The organism is Pseudomonas sp. PB106 (assembly GCF_009764645.1).
Lineage (GTDB): Bacteria > Pseudomonadota > Gammaproteobacteria > Pseudomonadales > Pseudomonadaceae > Aquipseudomonas.
Window position 1 is genome coordinate 1 of sequence record NZ_RWIM01000165.1, and the last position, 20,595, is coordinate 20,595.

Sequence of the window (20,595 nt, forward strand, 5' to 3'; positions counted from 1 at the left end):
TCCCTGCCTGAACATGATCGTTCCCACGCTCCGCGTGGGAATGCAGCCCGGGACGCTCCGCGTCCCCTCCAGAGCCGAACGCGGAGCGTCCGTTGATGCATTCCCACGCAGAGCGTGGGGACGATCAAGCGTTGGCGTCAGCTCAGCCAACAGCGGCGGCGTCTGACACTTTGCTATCGCTGGCAAGCCAGCTCCCACAGGGGGCTGTGGTGTTCTATGAGTTTTCGTACGCCGGCGAACTAAGCACACGTATCCAATTTCCCCCCAGCTATCCTCGGCATGATTCCCCCCAATAACTATTCAAGGGTGGGCCCATGCACGTTTCTCAACGGGATGAACAGGCGCGCGATCTCGGTTTGCTGTTTCTGCGGGTGGCCGGTGGGTTGTTTCTGCTGTGGGTCCACGGTTTGCCCAAGCTGCTGGATTTCACCGCGCAGTTGCAACTGATCGAAGACCCGTTCCACCTCGGTGCCCACCTCACGTTGATCCTGGCGATTTTCGCCGAAGTCGTCTGTCCGCTACTGATCGTCGCCGGGTTACTGGCGCGATTGGCCTGCGTGCCTATTCTCTTTGTGCTGCTGGTGGCGCTGCTCGTCGTGCATCCGCAATGGAGTGTGGCCGAGGGGCAGTTCGGCTGGTTGCTGTTGATCCTGTTTACCACTGTGTTTATCGCTGGGCCGGGTCGGCTGGCGATTTCTGTTCGTTTGCCCGGAGTGTTGCGTTATGCCTGAAGTCCTCAATCCACAAGCACCGGGGGCCGATGAGACGGTCACGTTGATCATCAAACACCGGGTCAAGGCCGGTTTCGAGTCGGCGTACGAGGCGTGGCTGCGCAATATCGTGCGGGTGGCGGGGCAGCGCGAAGGGCATTTGGGCGTGGACGTGGTGCGTGGCAAGCGCGGCCGCCTCGACTTTTACACCTGCGTGCTGCGTTTCCGCTCGACCGAAGCGACGCAAGGCTGGCTCGAATCGCCGCAGCGTCAGGCCCTGGTCGCCGAAGCGGCGCCGATGCTGGCTGATGGCGATCACACCGAAGTCGCGCCGGTCAACGAATTCTGGTTCACACCACTGGCCGATGCCGCTTCACCGCCGCCACGCTGGAAGCAGGCCGTGGTCACGCTGCTGGTGATTCTGCCGCACACCTTGCTGGTGCCGCTGATCTGGGGGCCGCTGTTGAGGCTGCATCCGATCCTTTCCAATTACGTGGTCGCCACGTTCCTGATCACCCTGACCATCGTCCTCTCGGTGGTGTACGTGGTGATGCCGCCGGTCACCCGTTTGTTTACGCCGTGGCTTGAAGCCAGTCAGGCCCATGAACACCTCGATTCCCAAGAAACCTCGCCGCGTTGAGCGCGCGGGGTTTGCTCCTTTTCATTTTGCTTGAGGAACTGCGATGAGCGCCGATCTGATTCTGTTCAATGGCCAATTTCATACCGTCGACCGCACCAAGCCGCTGGCCAGTGCCGTGGCGATTACCGATGGCCGGTTTGTGGTCGTCGGCAACGACAACCAGGCCATGGCCCTGCGCGGGCCGAACACGCAAGTGGTCGATATGCATGGCCGCTGCGTCATTCCGGGTCTCAACGACTCGCACTTGCACCTGATCCGTGGCGGCTTGAACTACAACCTCGAACTGCGCTGGGAAGGCGTGCCGTCGCTGGCCGATGCGTTGCGCATGCTCAAGGATCAGGCTGACCGTACGCCGACGCCGCAATGGGTGCGCGTGGTCGGTGGCTGGAACGAATTCCAGTTCGCCGAAAAACGCATGCCGACTCTGGAAGAAATCAACCAGGCCGCGCCGGACACCCCGGTGTTCATCCTGCACCTGTATGACCGCGCCTTGCTCAACCGCGCCGCATTGCGCGTCGCCGGTTACACCCGTGACACGCCGAACCCGCCGGGTGGCGAGATCGTCCGCGATAGCAACGGCAACCCGACCGGCATGCTGGTCGCGCGACCGAACGCAATGATTCTGTACTCGACGCTGGCCAAAGGGCCGAAGCTGCCGCTGGAATATCAGGTCAACTCGACCCGCCAGTTCATGCGCGAACTCAATCGCCTCGGCCTGACCAGTGCAATCGATGCCGGCGGTGGTTTCCAGAACTACCCGGACGATTATCAGGTGATCGAGCAACTGGCCAAAGACGACCAGTTGACCGTGCGCATCGCCTACAACCTGTTTACCCAGAAGCCCAAAGAAGAGCTGAGCGATTTCCAGAACTGGACCGGCAGCGTCAAGTTGCATCAGGGCGATGACTTCCTGCGCCACAACGGCGCCGGCGAAATGCTGGTGTTCTCCGCAGCGGATTTCGAAGACTTCCTCGAACCGCGCCCGGACCTGCCGCAAACCATGGAAGAAGAGCTGGAGCCGGTGGTGCGCCACTTGGTTGAACAGCGCTGGCCGTTCCGTTTGCACGCGACGTACAACGAATCGATCAGCCGCATGCTTGACGTGTTCGAGAAGGTCAACCGTGACATTCCGTTCAACGGCTTGCCGTGGTTCTTCGACCACGCCGAAACCATCACCCCGCAGAACATCGAGCGGGTGAAGGCATTGGGCGGCGGCATCGCGATTCAGGATCGCATGGCGTTCCAGGGCGAATACTTTGTCGACCGCTACGGCAAGCAAGCCGCCGAAGCGACCCCGCCGATCAAACGCATGCTCGCCGAAGGCGTACCGGTCGGCGCCGGCACCGATGCCACGCGGGTCTCGAGCTACAACCCGTGGACGTCGCTGTACTGGATGGTCAGCGGCCGCACCGTCGGCGGTCTGGCCTTGTACGAAGAAGGTTTGCCGCGCACCACCGCACTGGAACTGTTCACCCACGGCAGCGCCTGGTTCTCGTCCGAGCAGGGCAAGAAAGGCCAGATCAAGGTCGGGCAACTGGCGGATCTGGCGGCGCTGAGCGCGGACTTCTTCCATGTCGAAGAAGAAGCGATCAAGTGGATCGAATCGGTCATGACCGTGGTCGGCGGCAAGATCGTCTACGCCGCTGGCGATTTCGAGGACCTCGGCCCGCGCTCGATTCCAGTGCTGCCGGACTGGTCGCCGGTGGTCAAAGTCCCGGGCCACTGGCGAGCGAATTCGCCGTTGCAGGCGCAGGTTCACCAGTGCAGCGGCCCGTGCGCGGTGCACACCCACAGCCATGAAAAGGCGCGGATGTCGAACGCACCGGTCAGCGACTTTGCCGGCTTCTGGGGCGCGTTCGGCTGCTCCTGCTTCGCCTTCTGATTTCCCCCGAAGCGCCGGCCATCCGGTCGGCGCTCAACGCTTCATCCATCCGTCCATCAGGAGTTTTCCCATGAGCGTTCCTTACACACGTCTGAACAAAGATGACGCAGTTGTACTGCTGGTCGATCACCAGACCGGCCTGATCTCGCTGGTACAGGATTTCACCCCGAACGAATTCAAGAACAACGTGCTGGCGCTGGGCGACATCGCCAAGTTCTTCAAGCTGCCGACCATCCTCACCACCAGTTTCGACGCAGGTCCCAACGGCCCGATCGTGCCTGAGCTGCGCGAGCAGTTCCCGGATGCGCCGTTCATTCAGCGTCCAGGCCAGATCAATGCCTGGGACAACGAAGACTTCGTCAAAGCGATCAAGGCCACCGGTCGCAAGCAACTGATCATCGCCGGTGTGGTGACTGACGTTTGCGTGGCGTTCCCGACCTTGTCGGCGATTGCTGAAGGCTACGAAGTGTTTGTCGTGACCGACTCGTCCGGCACCTTCAACACCACCGTGCAACAAGCGGCGTGGGCGCGGATGTCGGCAGCGGGTGCCCACCTGCTGAACTGGTTCTCGGTGGCGTGCGAGCTGCAGGGCGACTGGCGCAACGACATGGAAGGCCTGGCGCATCTGCTGTCGGAGCGTCTGCCTAACTACCGCAACCTGATCAACAGCTATACCAAGTTCACCGCCAAGTAAGATCAAAAGATCGCAGCCTCCGGCAGCTCCTACAGGGAGATGCAATGCAGGCTGCGATCTTTTGCTTTCAACGCTTTTGCAACCACCCCAGAAACCCACCTTTCCTCACCGCCACCGGTTTGCCCATCAACGCGAGGCGACTGTTCTGCTGACGCACCGCCTGCAATTTATTCAACGCCCGACCCACCTCCGTGCGCTGTTCCATGCACTCACGAGTCAGGCCCTTGTCGAGACGATAAATGATGCTCGACGTCAGCGCCGTGAACGTCGCTTGCGACGGCGTATCCGCCAGAATGCTTTGCTCTCCCATGACCTCGCTCGGCCCCATCCGGCCCGCCTCGATTTTGCTGTCGCCGTCCGGCACGGTCGCGCTGACCACGCCTGTAGCGATCACAAACAAACTGTCCGGCACCTCATCCAGATCCAGCACCACCTGGCCTGCGGTGTACTGCTGCGCAACCATCGATTCGGCGAGGCGATCACGTTCTTCGCTGCTCAGCGAACGGAAGATTTTCACTTCATCCAGCAACGCACGGGCGCGGGTCGAGGGTTCGATTACGCCGTCCGGGTGCCGCGAAATGCCGGCGGCTTCAAGATGCCGGTGGGCGAGGTCAAACAGTTGATTGCGCACTTCGCTTTTTTTGCCCAGTTCAGCGATGAAACCGCTGGCGACGTATTCCGAGGTGGTTTCGCCGGCCTCTTTCAACACGGCTTTTGGCGCCGGGCTGAGCAACAACGAACTGCTGCCCTGCAAGGTGCGGTCGAGCGCATCGAGCACCCGGCGCGGGCGAATGTGGTTCGGTACTTTGATGCTGATCGACACGCCGTGCATGTTGTTCGGGCGACTGAGGTTGACGATTTTCGCCTTGGCCGCCACCGAGTTCGGCACCACGGCCATGGTCCCGGCGCTGGTCAGCAGGTGCGTGGCGCGCCAGTCGATGTCGAAGACCTTGCCTTCGACGCCGTCGATCATCACCAGATCATCCACCTGATAAGGCTTGGTGGTGTTGAGCACGATCCCGGAAAACACATCGGCCAGGGTGCTTTGCAGGGCCAGACCGACGACGATGGCGACCACGCCGGAAGTCGCCAGCAAGCCTTTCACCGGCAGCTCCAGCACGTAACCCGCTGCCGCGACCGTGGCGATGAGAAACACCAAGGCGCCGATCACGTCTTGCAGCAAGCGACCGCTGTGACCGATACGGCGCATCAACGCCAGGCCGATCACTTCGGTCAGCACCCGTGCGGCGTACAACCACCAGAGAATCCCCAGCGCCGTCGCACCCAGTTGTGCGACCCGGTCATCGACGAACACCGGCGCTTGCAACGGACTGACACCGGCGTTGATCACCAGCGCCGTGAACGCCAGAAACAGCACCAGCCGCACAGCGACTTTCGGTGCGCGGTGCCTGAAAGGCGTGAAGTGCCAGAGCACAGCGTCGAGCAGCAGCAGGGCGGCGCTCCAGGACAGCAGGTGAGTGTAGAAAAGGGTCATGACCGGTGCTCCGCGACGCTGGTGAGAAAAAAGATCGCAGCCTGCGGCAGCTCCTACAGGAAAACGTATTCCCATGTAGGAGCTGCCGAAGACTGCGATCTTTTGCTTTTAAGGATTCAGATGGGTTTTCAGCTCAGCCGCCGCTTGGCGCACGGCCGCTTTCACTTCCGGAATCTGGCTCAGCGGATTGAGCAGGCCGAAGTCATGAATCATCCCGTTGTAACGCACCGAGGTCACCGCCACGCCGGCCGCATCGAGGTGCCGCGCATAGCCTTCGCCTTCGTCACGCAACACGTCGAATTCGGCGGTCTGCACCAGTGCAGCAGGCAAGCCTTTGAGCTGATCGGCGCTGGCGTTCAGCGGCGAAGCATGGATCTGCGCACGCTCGGCGGGGTTGGTGGTGTAGTTGTCCCAGAACCACTGCATCATGCCTTTGGTGAGGAAGTGGCCCTCGGCAAATTGCTGGTACGAACCGTCATCGAACTGCGCGTTGGTCACTGGCCACATCAGCAACTGGAAGCGCAGCGCCGGGGTTTTCTGCTCCTTGGCCATCAGCGCTACGACTGCCGCCATGTTGCCGCCGACGCTGTTGCCGGCCACTGCCAGGCGCTTGCCGTCGACACCGATGTCCTTGCCGTGCTCAGCCACCCATTTTGTCGCGGCGTAAGCCTGATTGATCGCGGTCGGGTACTGCGCTTCCGGCGACGGCGTGTAATCGACGTACACCGCCACGGCGCCAGAGCCCACCACCAAGTCACGAATCAAACGTTGATGCGTCGGGTAATCGCCGAGCACCCAGCCGCCACCGTGGAAGAACATGAACACCGGCAACTCGCCTTTGACCTTGGCCGGACGCACCACTTTCAGGTTGATGGTCTGGCCATCGACCTTGATCGCCTTGTCGCTGACTTCAACACCGGACAAGTCCACCTTCACCGAAGCCTGCGCACCGGTCAGCACCGCACGGGCGTCTTTCGGGCTCAGCTGCTCAAGCGGTTTGCCACCGCCGGCGGCGAGGGCGTTGAGGAAGGCTTGGGTGTTGTGTTCGACACCGCTGCTTTCGGCGGCGAAGGCGTTGCCGATGGACAGGGCGAGGAGGGAAGCGGTGAGGGTCTGTTTAATGTTCATGTTCAATTCCATTTTCGAATGTGTGATGTAGGAGCTGCCGTAGGCTGCGATCTTTTGATCCTGTTTTTGCCTTTAACCGCGTTACCGCAGATCAAGATCAAAAGATCGCAGCCTTCGGCAGCTCCTACCTGTTCAGGGTTGTTTTCAAACCGTGAGCACAGATTAATGAGCTGCTCGAAAGTGAAAAAGCGGCTATAAAGCGTTTAACTGTCCACCAGAGAGTGACAATGAACCCGTTCGAAGACATGCGTATTTTTTGCCAGGTGATGGAGTCCGGCAGCTTCACGTCGGCGGCTGATCAATTGGGGTTGTCCAAGCAGTTCGTCAGCCGCCGGTTGATGCAGTTGGAAGAGCGTCTCGGCGTGCGGTTGTTGAACCGCTCGACCCGGCGCCTGGACGTCACGCCCCTGGGCCAGAGCTATTACGAGTCGGCCTTGCGTTTGCTGGGTGAAGTCGAGCAGGTGGAGCAGGGCATCGCCGGGCAGACCGCTGAACCACGGGGCACGATTCGCCTGAGTGCGCCGCTGTCGTTTGCCGTGGCGCATCTGGGGTGTCTGCTGCCGATGTTTTTGCAGCGCTATCGCGAGGTCACGGTGGAAGTGGATCTGAGTGATCGGCCGGTGGATTTGCTCGGTGAAGGCTACGACTTGGCGTTGCGCATCGGCGTGCTGGAAGACTCGACGCTGATTGCCCGGCGCATTGCCTCGATCGAGCGGGTGTACTGCGCCAGCCCGGCGTATCTGGCCGAACGCGGTACGCCGTTGCAACCGGAAGACTTGCACAGCCATGACTGTTTGCCGTACGGGCATAGTCGCTCGGTGCAATGGCGCTTCAATGCGGCGCAGGGCAAGCCGCTGTTGGTCAATGTTGCCGGACGCATGCGCGTGAACAACGGCGAGTTGCTCAGGGATGCGGCGGTGCAGGGGATGGGGATTACCTATCTGCCGACGTTCATTGTCGGCGCGGCGTTGAAGGATGGCCGACTGGTGCCGGTGCTGGATGACTTGCGCCCCGAGCCGCTGACGCTTTCGGCGGTGTACCCGCAGCATCGCCAGGCCTCCCGACCGGTGCAGGCGTTGGTCGAGTTTCTGCGCGAGCGCTTGAACGAGAGCCACGTCGACCTTTGATCCTTACGCCAGTCAAACTGTAGGAGCGAGCCTGCTCGCGATAGCGATTTGTCTGTCGCAGCTTCAGTGTCTGAATGACCGCTATCGCGAGCAGGCTCGCTCCTACATTTGATGGTGGTTGCCTGCGGAATCTGCGAACACCACAAAACCCTGTGGGAGCTGGCTTGCCAGCGATGGCGGTGTGTCAGGCAACACAGCTTCGCCTGCACCAGCGCATTCGCGAGCAAGCTCGCTCCCACATTTGATATGGGGCGTCTGCGGAATTTGTGCACACTGTAGAACCCTGCGGGAGCTGGCTTGCCAGCGATGGGGGTGTGTCAGGCAACACAGCTTTGCCTGATCAGCCCCCATCGCTGGCAAGCCAGCTCCCACAGGTTTTGTGGTGTTTTCTATAACTCAGTTGGCGCGTTTGTCATCGCCGGGTTCGCCGCCAATATGCACGCCGCGGTCATCGCCCGGTTCGCCAGCGGCATGCAGACCGCGATCATCACCGACTTCGCCGGCGCGATGCACGCCATGGTCGTCCCCAGGTTCAGCATGGGTGCCGTTGCGGCCGGAGGAGGCGGTGTTGCCTGAGTGACCGGTGCCGTGGTCGCTGCCGCTGTGGCCACTGTTGCTGCCACCGCCACCGCCACCGCCACCCCCACTACCTCCGCCACCCCCACTGCCTCCACCACCACTCCCGCCATCCTTGGCATAAGCACTGGATACCCCGGACAAACTGTCCGGAATGAGTACCGTAGACGCTGACAGAACTGCGCCGATGGCCATTGCGAGCGCGAGCTTTTTAATGTGCATATCGTTCTCCGTCTTTATGGTTTTGTTGGGAACGTTGATGAACGTTGTTGCTTGGGTCCGACCCGTTCCCGAGGTCAGTGAATACTCGAAGCCAGTTCGAAAATCGGGATGTACATCAGGATCACGATGACCCCGATCAGCAGGCCGATGAAGGTCATCAGCAGCGGCTCGAACAACTTCACGAACCATTCCAGCCAGCGGCTGATTTCCTCGTCGTAGAAGTCGGCGCTGCGTTCCATCATCTGCCCGAGGTTGCCGGACTGTTCGCCCGCACGCAGCAGTCGTAAAGACACCGGCGTCACCAGGTGATTGAGTTCCAGCGCGGTGGACAACGATTGCCCCTCGCGCACCCGTTCACAGGCCTGATCGAGGCGTACCCGCGAGGCAACGGTGAGCAAGCCGCGCACCATGCTCATGGCGGTCACCAGCGGAATCCCGCCTTGCAGCAGAATCCCCAGCGAACGGTAAAACCGCGCCAGCTCATACATGAAAATTCGTTGATGCACGGCGGGCAATTTCTCCACCAGCCGATCCAGCCCCCGGCGAAACGCCGGTTGCTTTTGCAGCACGGCGAGGGCGATGACCAGCGCCGCCAGCGCGCCAAAAAATTCCGCCTGATGCGCGTGCAGAAACATCCCGCTGTTCATCAATACCTGCGACAGCCACGGCAGGTTATCGCCCAAGCCTTCAAACACCAGGCTGAAGCGCGGCACCACATAGCCCATCAGGAACAGCACCACGCCACCGCCAACGATCAGCAACAACATTGGATAGATCGAGGCGCTGATGATCTTCTGCCGCACCTCGTCCATGCGCTGGCGGTAACTGACGTAGCGACCCAGCGCATCACCGACCGCACCGGTCTTCTCGCTGGACTGTACCAGCGCCACGTACAGCGGTGGGAACACCGCCGACAACTGGCCTAAAGCCTGCGAAAACGATTTGCCCTCGTACAGCAGGCGCACCAGCTCACTCAAGGTTTTGCGGGCAGCGGGGGCGGTTTCTTTTTCGGCGAGGCTTTCCAGCGCATCGATCAACGGTAGGCCGGCGTTCAGCAACGTGGTCAGTTCCTGGCTGAACAACACCAGGTTGAAGGTCTCGCGCTGGCGCAGTTTCAGTGAGCGCCAATGCTTGTCGGCGTGCGAGCTGAGCACGCGCAGACCCTGATCCTCGGCGATGCGCCGCGCCTCGCTGTCACCCGGCGCTTCGACGCTCAAGGACACCACGCCAGCCTTGCCGACCGCTTTCAAATGAAATCGCATGGGCCGCGCTCCGCTTACTGCCAGTTAGTCACTTCGGCGTTCTCACCTTCGCCGCCGGGCTGGCCGTCCTTGCCCATCGACAGCAAGTCGTACTCGCTGTTTTCGCCGGGGTAGCGGTAGGCGTAATTACGCCCCCACGGATCCTGCGGCAGCTTTTTCTGCAAGTACGGGCCGGTCCATTTCGCCTCGTCGCTGGGTGCGGTGACCAAGGCCTGCAAGCCCTGTTCGGTAGACGGGTAATGGCCGACTTCCAGTCGATAGATATCCAGCGCTTTGCTCAGCCCTTCGATCTGCGCCTTGGCCACTTTCACCTCGGAGCGACCGAGTTGAGCGAAGTATTTCGGCGCGACGATCCCGGCCAACAGGCCGAGGACCACCAGCACCACGAGCAATTCGAGCAGGGTAAAACCGCGTTGGCCACGCGGACGAAATTGCAGCTTCATGATGACCTCCCGTGAGTGGCAGCCGTGTCGCCTGAACGGCTTATGCAATTGCCATGCTCAGCCCCCACTGAAAACCCCGCTGTTCGCTGCACGCCTTTAAATACGGGCCTTTGAAGAGTCGGCACAGTGCTTGCGTATGGCTCAAACGTGATCGGCCATTGGGGCATTTCCCCCAATTTATCGGGGTCGATCCGGGGAGGCCCGACATGAAATTTCTCGCCAGCGGATTGCTCGGATGTGTGCTGCTCAGCGGCGCCGCGCAGGCCGATGTGTTCATCTCGGTGGACGCCAAGGGCAGCTACGTACTGTCCAACGTGCACCGGCCCGGACGCACCTACGAACGGGTGATCCACGAGGCTCAAATGCCTGTGGCAAGCCTCGATCAACAGCCGCAAATGATCGCCAACCAACCCTATGCAGAATTGGTTTCGGCGGCGGCCAAAGTCAATCAATTACCCGAAGCGCTGCTGCACGCGGTGATCAACGCCGAATCCCATTACAACCCTGGTGCGACGTCCGCCAAAGGCGCGGGCGGGCTCATGCAATTGATGCCCGACACCGCTCGGGAGTTGGGGGTGACCGACGTCTACGACCCCAAGGCCAACATCCAGGGTGGGGCCAAATACCTCAAGCGCCTGATGACCCTGTTCGACAACGACATCGCCCTCGCCGTGGCGGCCTACAACGCCGGGCCCGACGCGGTGCTCAGCCGTGGCCGGGTGATTCCGCCGTTCGCCGAAACCCAGCGCTACGTACCGAATGTGTTGCGCCAATACCGGCGCTTGCAAGGGTTGGCGATGGACGCGCCGTTGTGACCCCAACCCGGTTTCCCCACTTTCGGGGCAAACCGGATAGACCCGAAAAGTGGGGAATAGGGGTGGGGAATATCCCCCGGTTTCTCAAATGGTCGCGCTAACTGATTGAACGGCAATGCAATTTTTTGTGGCACGCGGATTGCTCCGGGGCTTTTATCGAGAACCGTTCCTGCGAGCACCCACTACGAGGTTACTGATCATGGTTGGCATTCATCACGCTCCGTCTCTGTTGAATTGGCTGGTGATTCTGGCCTCGATGCTCAGCGTCGAGCTGGCCAGCGCGGCCGTGCGTTGCGAGCGCCATCTGGTGGCCAACGTCGTCGCTTTCGATCAGCCTCTGATGTTCAATCGCCTCGGTGCGCAGAACATCAACGGCATGATGTTCGCCCTGCGTCGCGACGTGGTCGACGACCGCAACATGTCGCTGGCTCAGGGTGGCTCAGCGGTGCCGGGCAAAGTCTCGTTGCGCCCGGACAAGCGTCCTCGGCCACTGGTGCTGCGCGTGGCGGCGGGGGATTGCCTGACCATCAACCTGCAGAACCTGCTCGCTTATCAGGCCAACCCGAATCATCACTCGCCTGAGGGCGGTGAAGAGGAGGGCGGTGAAGAGGAGGGCGAAGAACAGGAAGGGCTGGAAAACGCCAACGGTGGCGAGGTCTTCAAGGCTGACGAACAAGTCGCTGATCGCCACGTCGGTTTCCAGGTCAACGGCCTGCAAGCGGTCAACAGCATCGACGACATCGCCTCGTTTACCGGGCGCAACGGCAACAGCCTGATCGCCCCCGGCGCCAGTCGCTCCTACACGTTGTTTGCTGAGCGCGAGGGCGCATTCGACGTCAGCAGCCGTGGCGCAACCTTCGGTGGCGAGGGCGCGGCCGGCAACAATGCCAATGGCTTGTTTGCCCAAGTGGTGGTGGTGCCGAAGGCCGGCCGCACTTACCGCAACACCCTCACCGAAGAAGAAATGCGCCTGGCCAGCACCGGCCGCACCCCCGCCGGTCACCCCATCGTCGATTACCAGGCGCGCTATCCACAGCGCGAGCCGTGGGTCCGTGAAGGCAAGGCCGGCACGCCGATCATCAGCATGGTCGACGGCAATGAAATCATTTCCAGCGAAAGCGATGCGATCGTCATGGGCAGCAACGCCGACGGCAGCTTCCCTTCGATCACTTATCCGCTGGAATCGGTAGGCAAACGCAATCCGGCGATTCCGAATCGACTGGAGCCATTCCGCGATTTCGCCGCGCAGTTCCAGGACGAAACCGCCGTCACTCAAGCGTTCCCGGCGTACTTCGCCGACCCGGTGATGGCCCACGTGCTGGAACCGACCCGCGACTCGTTCATGATCAACTACGGCTCCGGCGGCATGGGCGCCGAGGTCATCGCCAACCGCTTGGGCGTCGGGCCGATGCACGATTGCCTGTCCTGCGCCTATGAAGAGTTCTTCCTCAGTTCGCACACCGTCGGCGACGTTGCGATGCTGGTGGACGTGCCGGCCAACACCGGTCTGGAAGGCATCACCCCGGGCCAGACCCCGCGCGCCGATCAGGTCGGCGTGAAGGCGACCATGGCCCTGTACCCGTCGGAGCCGTCGAACGTCAACCACAGCTACATCGGTGACTTCGTCAAATTCCGCAACACCCACAACGGTTACGAACACCACATCTTCCACCTGCACGGCCATCAATGGCTGTTCAATCCCAACGACGACAACTCCGATTACGTCGACGCCCAAGGCATCGGCCCGGGCGCCGGTTACACCTATGAAATCGCCAACGGTGGGTCGGGCAACCGCAACCGCGTGGCCGGCGATGCGATTTTCCACTGCCACTTCTATCCGCACTTTGCCCAGGGCATGTGGGCCATGTGGCGGGTGCACGATGTGTTTGAAGAAGGCACGCCGCTGGAAGTCTCGCAGCAGGGCGCCGACGGTTATCACAGCGAACCTTACGCCTTGCGCAGCGGCAAACCGGCAGCGGGCGCGCGGGCCTTGCCCGATGGCGAAATCGTCGCCGGCACACCGATTCCTGCGATTGTGCCGCTGCCCGGCAAAGCCATGGCGCCGATGCCCGGCAAAGTCGTGGTGGTGCCAAAAATCGGCGACACCCTGGTCGCTGGCAATGACGACGATGACGCAGAAGAGGGCGACGACGACGGCGAACACCACGGCGGCAACGCGGGCGCGCAAGCCATCGGCTCACTCGCCTTGGTCGATCGCAGCGAGGCCAACCGCAACGCCGACGGCAGCCTGAAAAACCCGGGCTATCCGTTCTGGATCGGCGGCATGGAAAGTTCGGTCGGGCAACGTCCGCCAACCCCGCCGCTGGACATGCTCGACGCCGCCACCGCGCAAGCGCTCAAGGCCAGCGGCAAAGCGCTGTGGGCCAACCTCGACCCGGCGCAATCCGGCGGTTGGGATGGCGGTTTGCAGCGCCATGCACTGGACGGCGTTGCGGCCGGTGGCGAGGCTGAAACCGTGACGACTTCGCTGGACTTTTCCAAGCAGGTCACGCGTGCCAAACCGATTTACCTGCCGGAAGAGGGCACCGAAGTCGAACAGGCAGCGATGGCTTTCCACGCGAAAAAGGATCACCCAAGTTATGCCTTGCTGCCCGGCAATCAAGTGGTGGCCAAGGCGTTCCGCACCAACGGCGCCTTGCCAATGGCCGGCGCGCCGTATTACGAACCGTGCATGGACGACCGGCAAAAACGCCTGACCAGCAGCGCCGGCACCGGTGAGTTCGCCAGCGGCGAGCGCCTCGACGGCATGTCCTTTGTTGGCGCCTCGACTTTCACCGCCGACCGTCCGCGCATCTACAAAGCGGCGAACATTCAGTTTGACGCGGTGTACAACAAGGTCGGCTATCACTTCCCGCAGGCGCGCATTCTGGCGCTGTGGGAAGACGCCTGGCCGGTGATCACCAAGCAGCGTCCGCCAGAGCCGCTGGTGATGCGCATGAACACCTTCGACTGCGTGCAATACCAGCAAACCAACCTGGTGCCGGCCACTTACGAGATGGACGACTATCAGGTGCGCACGCCGACCGACGTGATCGGCCAACACATTCACTTGCCGAAGTGGGACCTGACTTCTGCCGATGGTTCCTCCAACGGCTGGAACTACGAGGACGGCGTGCTCTCGCCCGGCGCCGTGCAAGAACGTGTGCATGCGATCCGCGAGTTCAACCAGTGCGAAGGCACCGATCCGCGTGACGGCACTCAGGCCTGCCCGAAAGCCAAGAACCATCCGTACTTCGGTCAATATGGCCGCGCCGATTGGGTCGGTGCGCGCACGGCGATGCAGCGCTGGTTCGTCGACCCGGTGATCAACAGCAAAGGCGTGGATCGAGGCCTCGGCACGATTTTCACCCACGACCACCTCGGCCCATCGACCCACCAGCAGATTGGTCTGTACGCCACGGTGCTGGCTGAACCGGCCGGTTCCACCTGGTTCCACGCTGAAACCGGCGAGCCGCTGTACAGCGGTGCGCGTCAGGACGGCGGGCCGACTTCGTGGCAAGCGGTGATCAACACTGGCGACCTCGATGGCGATGGCCTCAACGACAGCTTCCGCGAATTCTTCCTAGAATACAGCGACTTCCAGCACGCCTATGAAGCCGGTGTGTACGTCGGCGCCGGGCCGAATGGCGTGCCGAATGCGCAAGCGTTCCCGGCGACTGCCGACAGCTTCCGCTACGCGATCAATCCGCCGGTGCGCAACAACGCCGGTAACCTGCTCGATGCGATTGTCGAGGCGCGCGGCGGGATCAAACCGGGTTGCCCGAGCCGGCCATGCCCACAGGCAATCTCTGTGGATGATCCGGGCATGTTCGTCGTCAACTATCGCAACGAGCCATTGGCGCTGCGCGTGTACGACCCGAACAAAGTCGCGCCGGACGGCAAACGTGGCATGCAGGCTGACGGCCTCGGCGGCGATCTGGCTTACGCCATGCACAGCCGCACTGATCGGGCGATCCCGGCGATGAACCTGGCGCCGAACCTGATTACCTCCGCGACCGGCCCAACCGGCGGCACCACGCTGTTTCCGCCGCACATCAACAAGGCCGGCGCTGAACCGGGCGATCCGTTCACGCCGATGCTGCGCACGTACACCGGCGACAACGTGCGGCTGCGGGTGCATGCCGGTGGCCATGAAGAAGAGCACAACGTCACCCTGCACGGCGTGAAATGGCTGCAGAGCGGTTCCGGTTTCGGCAACAGCTCCAACTCCGGCTGGCGCGCTTCGCAAATGGTCGGCATCTCCGAGCAGATGGGCTTCATTGCACCGGTGTCGATGCTCTCCAGTTCGGCGGCGACCACGGGCGACTATCTGTACTCGATGGACGCTTCGATCGAAGGCTACTGGAACGGCATCTGGGGCGTGATGCGCAACTACACCGCGCAACGCAGCGACCTGTTCGCACTGCCGAACAACGCCAAACCCACCGGCATGCGCAACACCGTGGCGTTCGAGGGCAGTTGCCCGCGCTACAGCGCCAACCCCAACGGCATCGGCACCCGCGCCACGGTGCAACGCAACTATGAAGTGGTCGCGGCGCTGGCCAACGACATCCTGCGCAACCCGCTGGGGCTGGCGATTGGCGATCCGGCCGGGCTTGGTCAGCATGTCGGCGGGCCGTTGAATCCGGCGGGCGGCACGCTGGTGTTCAACTCGCGGCCCGTGAGCATTCCGCAGGTCACGGTGACCGATCCTGAGGACGGCGAAACCCTGACCATTGGCGGTCAGAGCGGGCCGATCCATGACCCGACCGCTGTGCTCTACGTGCGCAAAGCCGATCTTGATCCGGCCACCGGCAAGCTCAAGGCGGGCGTTCCGGTCGAGCCGCTGGTACTGCGTGCGGCGGCCGGGGATTGCATCAACATCACCCTGGAAAACCGCCTGCCGAGCGTGATGCCGGACCTGGCGCAGACCGCGATCATGCAAGGCCTGGTCAAGCGTGATCGCAACGGTGGCGACGGTTCGACCACCTTCAACAACAACCTGTTGCGGCCATCCAGCCACGTCGGTTTGCATGCGCAATTGCTGGCCTACGACATCACCAAATCCGACGGCGTTAACGTCGGCGCCAACCCGATTCAGACCGTACCACCGCGTGTTGGCAGCACCGGTGCCTACCCGACCCGGACGTATCAGTACTACGCCGGGCACCTGGAGCGTGAAGGCAAACCGGTGACGCAACTGGGGCGCAGCGTCGACAACATCAACGCCACGGCGGTGGAGTTCGGCGGGCTGAATTTCACCCCGGCGGACGTGATCAAGCAGCCGCAAAAAGGTCTCGGTGGAGCGATGAGCATTCTGCCAATCGGCGCGACCTGGGTTGACGATGCACGCAAGGTTTCCGCCACGGTCACGGCGGCGGGGCAGACGACTTATCGCGACTTTGCGATGGTCTGGCAGAAAGCCCTGAATTTGCGCTGGGCCAATGGTCGGCCGGTGGAAGGCATTGCGTCTGAAGGCATGGGCGTGCCGAACGATCCGAAGGACAACGCCGGCATGGCCATCAACTACAAGGCCGAACCGATGTGGTACCGCTTCGGCCTCGCCCCGGACGCACCGTTTGGCCGCGCTGATGGCCATGGCTACGGCGATGTGCCGAACGCGCACATGGCTTACAGCAACGCGCTGGTCGGTGGCGATCCGCAAACGCCGGTGTTCTACGCCAAACCGGGGCAGCCGTTCCGCACGCACATCCTGATGCCGAGCGGTGGCAGCCGGGGCTCGACCTTCCAGCTCGACGGGCATCTGTGGTCGGTCAACCCGTTCCAGTCGGAGAAGAGCGACCTCGGTGGCTACCCGATGAATACGCCGGGCGTGGGTTCGGTCAAGTACGGCTACAACCCGATGTCGATGTACATCGGTGCCAGGGAAAGCGTACTGCCGGCGGCGCACTTCAGCTTCATGTTGCCCAGCGCCGGCGGCAGCAACGCGATCCCGGGGGACTACCTGTTCCGCGACAACGCCTCGTTCGGCAACACCGCCGGTTTGTGGGGCTTGCTGCGGGTAACCAACGAACCGGAGCCGGCACCACCAAGCCAGTAGGCCCAACAAAAACCCCCCATGGATGCAAATCCCTTGTGGGAGCTGCGGTTCGACGATTCGACTTGCCAGCGATGACGGCGGCACAGGCGCCATTGATGTGACGGAAAGGACGCCATCGCTGGCAAGCCAGCTCCCACAGGGACCGCGTCGTTTGGACTGAATGTGTAGGGGAGTGCTAGATGAACAGGATTATCAACATCATCGGTATTTGCAGCCTGGCCATGGCCGGGGCGGTGTTGACGCTGAGTGAGATTGCGCTGGCGCAAACCGTTGCCGAGCAGTCGCTGAAGCGTGACGGTGTGGCGGTGGATTTCAACCTCAAGCCGCTGGCCGCCGACGGTAAGCTGCGTGAAGGCGAGTTCGCCGATGTGCAGTTCCGTGTCACCGACAGCGCGTCCGGCCAGCCATTGTCCGGCGTGGCACCGGGGGCCTGGGTCGACCCGCAAACCCTCGCCGCCGATCAGGCGCAGGGCCGCGACCAGAGCTGCAAGTCCCGGGTCGGCGTTTTCCTCAAATCCAACATCGGCGCGCGGCCGTTGCTCGACCTCAACAGCTATTTCCTGCTGGTGATGAACCGCGACGCGAGCATCGCCGTGGTCGATCCATCGGTCTCGGTCGGCGGCATCACCAGTACCCTCGCGCGGATCGAACTCAAACAACCGCCGATGGACTGGGTCACGCCCAAAGACAACAAACGCGTGTTCGTCTCGATGCCGACTGCCGGCGAAATCGCGGTGATCGACAGCGAACAATTCAAAGTCATCGACTCGATCCGCGCCGGCAGGCAACCGTTTCGCGTGGCACTGCAACCGGACGAACGCCTGCTCTGGGTCGGCAACAACGCCAGCAAAGCGGAAGACTCTGGCGTGACGGTGATCGACAGCCAAAGCCTCAACCCCCTCAAACATTTGCAGACCGGGCGCGGCCACCACGAGATCAGCTTCAGCAAGGACAGCCGTTTCGCCTTCGTCAGCAACCGCGACGACGGCACGTTAAGCGTGGTCGACATCGCCAGCCTGACCATCGTCGAGCAAATCAAAACCGGCTCCCACCCGTTGTCAGTCGCCTATTCAGCGCTGTCCGGCGCGGTCTACGTGGCCGACGGCAAGGACGGCACCGTGACAGTCATCGACGCCAGCACTCACGCCATCCGCCAGGTGCTCACACTGCAACAAGGCCTCGGCCCGCTGGGCTTCAGCGCCGATGGCCGCTTCGGCGTGGTGCTCAACACCGTGGAAAACCGCGCCACGGTCATCGACGCCGCCACCAACAGCGCCATACATGATCTGGACGTCAGCGCCGAACCCTACCAAGTGGTGTTCACTCAGGCCTACGCCTACATTCGCGGACTCGCCTCGCCGAAAGTCACCATGATCAACCTGTCGTCCCTCGGCGAGGGGCGCCAGCCGATCAGCCAGGGTTTCGAGGCCGGCCCGCAAGCGCCGCGCTTGGCCGGGGATCTGCCGCTGGCCTCAAGCCTCGCGGTATCACGCGATGACAACGCCGTGTTCGTGGTCAACCCGGTCGACAACACCACCTATTTCTACGCCGAAGGCATGAACGCGCCGATGTCCGGTTACCCCAACCGTGGCCAGATCGCCCGCGCCGCCATGGTCATCGACCGCAGCCTGCGCGAGGTCTCGCCGGGGCTATACAGCGCGCGGGTGAAACTGCCGGCAGCGGGGCGCTTCGACGTGGCGTTCCTGCTCAATCAACCGAACATCATTCACTGCTTCACCGCGCAGATCGATCCTGACGGCAAACCGCAAAAACACCTCGGTCAGCCGCAAGTCGAGTTCCTCCTCGACAAGACGGCCGTGGCGCTCAACGACCCTTACGTCGTGCGCTTCCGCATTGTTCAGGGCAAAGACAAAACCCAGCGCAGCGGCGTGAAAGACGTGCAGTTGCGCTACTACCTCGCGCCCACTTCGCACCCCCGCCAAGTGGCGGCGCTGGAAGTCGCCGACGGCGTATACGAAGCACCGATCACCCTCGACCGCAGCGGCGCCTGGTATTTGCACGTGCGCGCCGCCTCGCTGGGTGCCGGTTTCGATGACAAGACCTTTGCCAGTGTTCGGGTGACCCCCGGTCAGGCCCGTTGAAGAGGAGTTTCGACATGAACCGATTTGCATCCAGTGGCCTGCTGACCCTGTGCCTGTTGAGCCTCGGCATTCAACACGCCAACGCTCATTCAGCGGATGAACACGCCGGGCACAAAACCCCGGCCAGCAACACCCAAGAACACACGCAAGTGAAGTTCGCCAACGTGCCGCTGCTCGACCAGACCGGCAAAACCGTGCGCCTCGAACAAGACCTGGTGCAGGGCAAAATCGTCGTCATGAGCTTCATCTACACCAGTTGCACCACGGTGTGCCCGGTGGTCTCGTCGATCATGGGCAAGGTGCAGAAACAGCTCGGCGCCCGCGTCGGCAAGGAAGTGCAATTGGTCTCGATCAGCATCGACCCGCAGCGCGACGACCCGAAACGCCTGCAGGATTATGCGCGTACGTTCCAGCGTGGGCCGGGCTGGAGCTGGCTGACCGGCTCGCCGCAATCGATCACTGAAACCCTCAAGGGCCTCGGCAGTTTCAGCGGCGACTTCAAGAATCATCAACCGCTGATCCTCGTCGGCGACGGCAACAGCCGCCACTGGATGCGCTACTACGGCTTCACCGACCCGGCGTTGCTGGCCAAGGAAGTCGAAAAACTCAGCGGCCTGCGCACCCACGCCAAACACACCGCCATCGCCATGGAGCAACAGCCATGAGACTGCTCGACTGGATCTCCCTGACCGCGTGTTTCTGGATTTTCAGCAGCGTGGCGCTGGGCCACGAAGGCCATGCGCCTGAGGCACCGGCGACGGTTGCCGCCGCACCGGCCACAGGCACCCACGACGCGAGAACCTGGTTCACCGACACGCCGTTGCAGGACCAGAACGGCGAGACCCTGCGCTTCTACAGCGATGCCCTGCAAAACCGCATCGTTCTGCTCAACGTGATCTTCACCAGTTGCAACGATGCCTGCCCGCTGATCACCCAAAAGCTCAAGGAAGTCCGCGAGCTGCTGGGCGACAAGGCACCGGACATCACCTTCATTTCCCTTACCAGTGACCCGCTGCGCGATACGCCGGCGGTGCTCAAGGCTTACACCTTGAAGCAGGGTTCCGATGACCCTCATTGGCTTTTTCTCACCGGCGACAAGGCACAGATGGACCTGGTGCTGAGCCGTATCGGCCAGATCGTGCCGACCCCCGAGCAACACTCCACGCAGTTGATCGTCGGCGATGTCGCCAACAAACGCTGGAGCAAAATCCGTCCCGATGCCCCGGCCGCCGCCATTGCCCAGCGCTTGCAGTTGCTGACAATGCCCGTGGCCGGTCGCTGAGCCCGCGCCATGAAACGCTGCCGCGTCCTCGCCCTGTTCCTGCTCGCTGGCCTCAGCCTGGGCGCGAGCGCTGCGCCGCTGACCCCGGAAGAGGCGGCGGGCAAGCGCCTCTATCGCCAAGGTCTGTCGGCCAGCGGCGAAGCGATCATGGCGCGG

At 62.2% G+C, this 20,595-nt stretch carries 15 protein-coding genes; 10 read left to right on the forward strand and 5 right to left on the reverse strand.

Going from position 1 to position 20,595, the window contains the following annotated elements; genetic code table 11:
* Positions 1-314: 314 nt before the first annotated feature.
* The 4 genes from EJA71_RS21205 to ycaC all read left to right on the forward strand — a co-directional run bounded on the left by EJA71_RS21205 (position 315) and on the right by ycaC (position 3,926).
* Positions 315-731 (forward strand): DoxX family protein, encoded by a 417-nt coding sequence (locus EJA71_RS21205; protein WP_158959501.1) that lies wholly within the window; start codon positions 315-317, stop codon positions 729-731.
* On the forward strand, positions 724-1,350 hold the full coding sequence (locus EJA71_RS21210) for an antibiotic biosynthesis monooxygenase (protein WP_158959502.1): 627 nt from the start codon (positions 724-726) through the stop codon (positions 1,348-1,350). Before EJA71_RS21205 ends, EJA71_RS21210 begins: the two co-directional genes overlap by 8 nt.
* Before the next feature lie 43 nt (positions 1,351-1,393).
* Complete coding sequence (locus EJA71_RS21215) at positions 1,394-3,232, forward strand: amidohydrolase (RefSeq protein ID WP_158959503.1); 1,839 nt, start codon at positions 1,394-1,396, stop codon at positions 3,230-3,232.
* A gap of 70 nt (positions 3,233-3,302) precedes the next feature.
* Complete coding sequence (ycaC, locus tag EJA71_RS21220; RefSeq protein ID WP_007913541.1) at positions 3,303-3,926, forward strand: isochorismate family cysteine hydrolase YcaC; 624 nt, start codon at positions 3,303-3,305, stop codon at positions 3,924-3,926.
* Positions 3,927-3,993: 67 nt separating this feature from the next.
* Here the strand turns inward: ycaC and EJA71_RS21225 are convergent, their stop codons facing one another.
* Together EJA71_RS21225 and EJA71_RS21230 are read right to left on the reverse strand one after the other, a co-directional pair.
* Positions 3,994-5,421, reverse strand: coding sequence for a mechanosensitive ion channel family protein (locus tag EJA71_RS21225; RefSeq protein WP_158959504.1), 1,428 nt, complete (start codon positions 5,419-5,421; stop codon positions 3,994-3,996).
* A gap of 108 nt (positions 5,422-5,529) precedes the next feature.
* Entirely contained in the window at positions 5,530-6,549 is a 1,020-nt protein-coding gene (locus EJA71_RS21230) for an alpha/beta hydrolase (RefSeq protein ID WP_158959505.1), read from the reverse strand.
* Positions 6,550-6,776: 227 nt separating this feature from the next.
* Here EJA71_RS21230 and EJA71_RS21235 point away from each other — a divergent pair, with 227 nt between their 5' ends.
* Positions 6,777-7,676: a LysR family transcriptional regulator gene (locus tag EJA71_RS21235; protein ID WP_158959506.1), complete on the forward strand. Its 900-nt coding sequence runs from the start codon at positions 6,777-6,779 to the stop codon at positions 7,674-7,676.
* Between the two features lie 396 nt (positions 7,677-8,072).
* On the opposite strand, the gene EJA71_RS21240 is transcribed toward EJA71_RS21235, so the two are convergent.
* The 3 genes from EJA71_RS21240 to gspG form a co-directional block, all read right to left on the reverse strand.
* On the reverse strand, positions 8,073-8,474 hold the full coding sequence (locus tag EJA71_RS21240) for a hypothetical protein (protein ID WP_158959507.1): 402 nt from the start codon (positions 8,472-8,474) through the stop codon (positions 8,073-8,075).
* A gap of 74 nt (positions 8,475-8,548) precedes the next feature.
* Positions 8,549-9,736, reverse strand: a complete 1,188-nt coding sequence (locus tag EJA71_RS21245) for a type II secretion system F family protein (protein WP_158959508.1) — start codon at positions 9,734-9,736, stop codon at positions 8,549-8,551.
* A 14-nt stretch (positions 9,737-9,750) separates the two neighbouring features.
* Complete coding sequence (gene gspG / locus EJA71_RS21250; RefSeq protein ID WP_007913548.1) at positions 9,751-10,179, reverse strand: type II secretion system major pseudopilin GspG; 429 nt, start codon at positions 10,177-10,179, stop codon at positions 9,751-9,753.
* 206 nt (positions 10,180-10,385) lie between these two features.
* Between gspG and EJA71_RS21255 the strand changes: the two genes are divergently transcribed.
* From EJA71_RS21255 to EJA71_RS21275, 5 genes are all read left to right on the forward strand, one after another.
* The gene (locus EJA71_RS21255; protein ID WP_158959509.1) at positions 10,386-10,994 is read left to right on the forward strand and encodes a lytic transglycosylase domain-containing protein; all 609 of its coding nucleotides are present in this window, start codon (positions 10,386-10,388) and stop codon (positions 10,992-10,994) included.
* Between the two features lie 199 nt (positions 10,995-11,193).
* Positions 11,194-17,055: a manganese-oxidizing multicopper oxidase MnxG gene (gene mnxG, locus EJA71_RS21260; RefSeq protein ID WP_158959510.1), complete on the forward strand. Its 5,862-nt coding sequence runs from the start codon at positions 11,194-11,196 to the stop codon at positions 17,053-17,055.
* Positions 17,056-17,234: 179 nt separating this feature from the next.
* A complete protein-coding gene (locus EJA71_RS21265; RefSeq protein ID WP_158959511.1) occupies positions 17,235-19,157 on the forward strand; it encodes a YncE family protein in 1,923 nt (640 codons plus the stop codon).
* 14 nt (positions 19,158-19,171) lie between these two features.
* Positions 19,172-19,822, forward strand: coding sequence for an SCO family protein (locus EJA71_RS21270; protein ID WP_158959512.1), 651 nt, complete (start codon positions 19,172-19,174; stop codon positions 19,820-19,822).
* On the forward strand, positions 19,819-20,439 hold the full coding sequence (locus tag EJA71_RS21275) for an SCO family protein (protein WP_158959513.1): 621 nt from the start codon (positions 19,819-19,821) through the stop codon (positions 20,437-20,439). The genes EJA71_RS21270 and EJA71_RS21275 overlap by 4 nt, the downstream gene beginning before the upstream one ends.
* Positions 20,440-20,595: the final 156 nt, after the last annotated feature.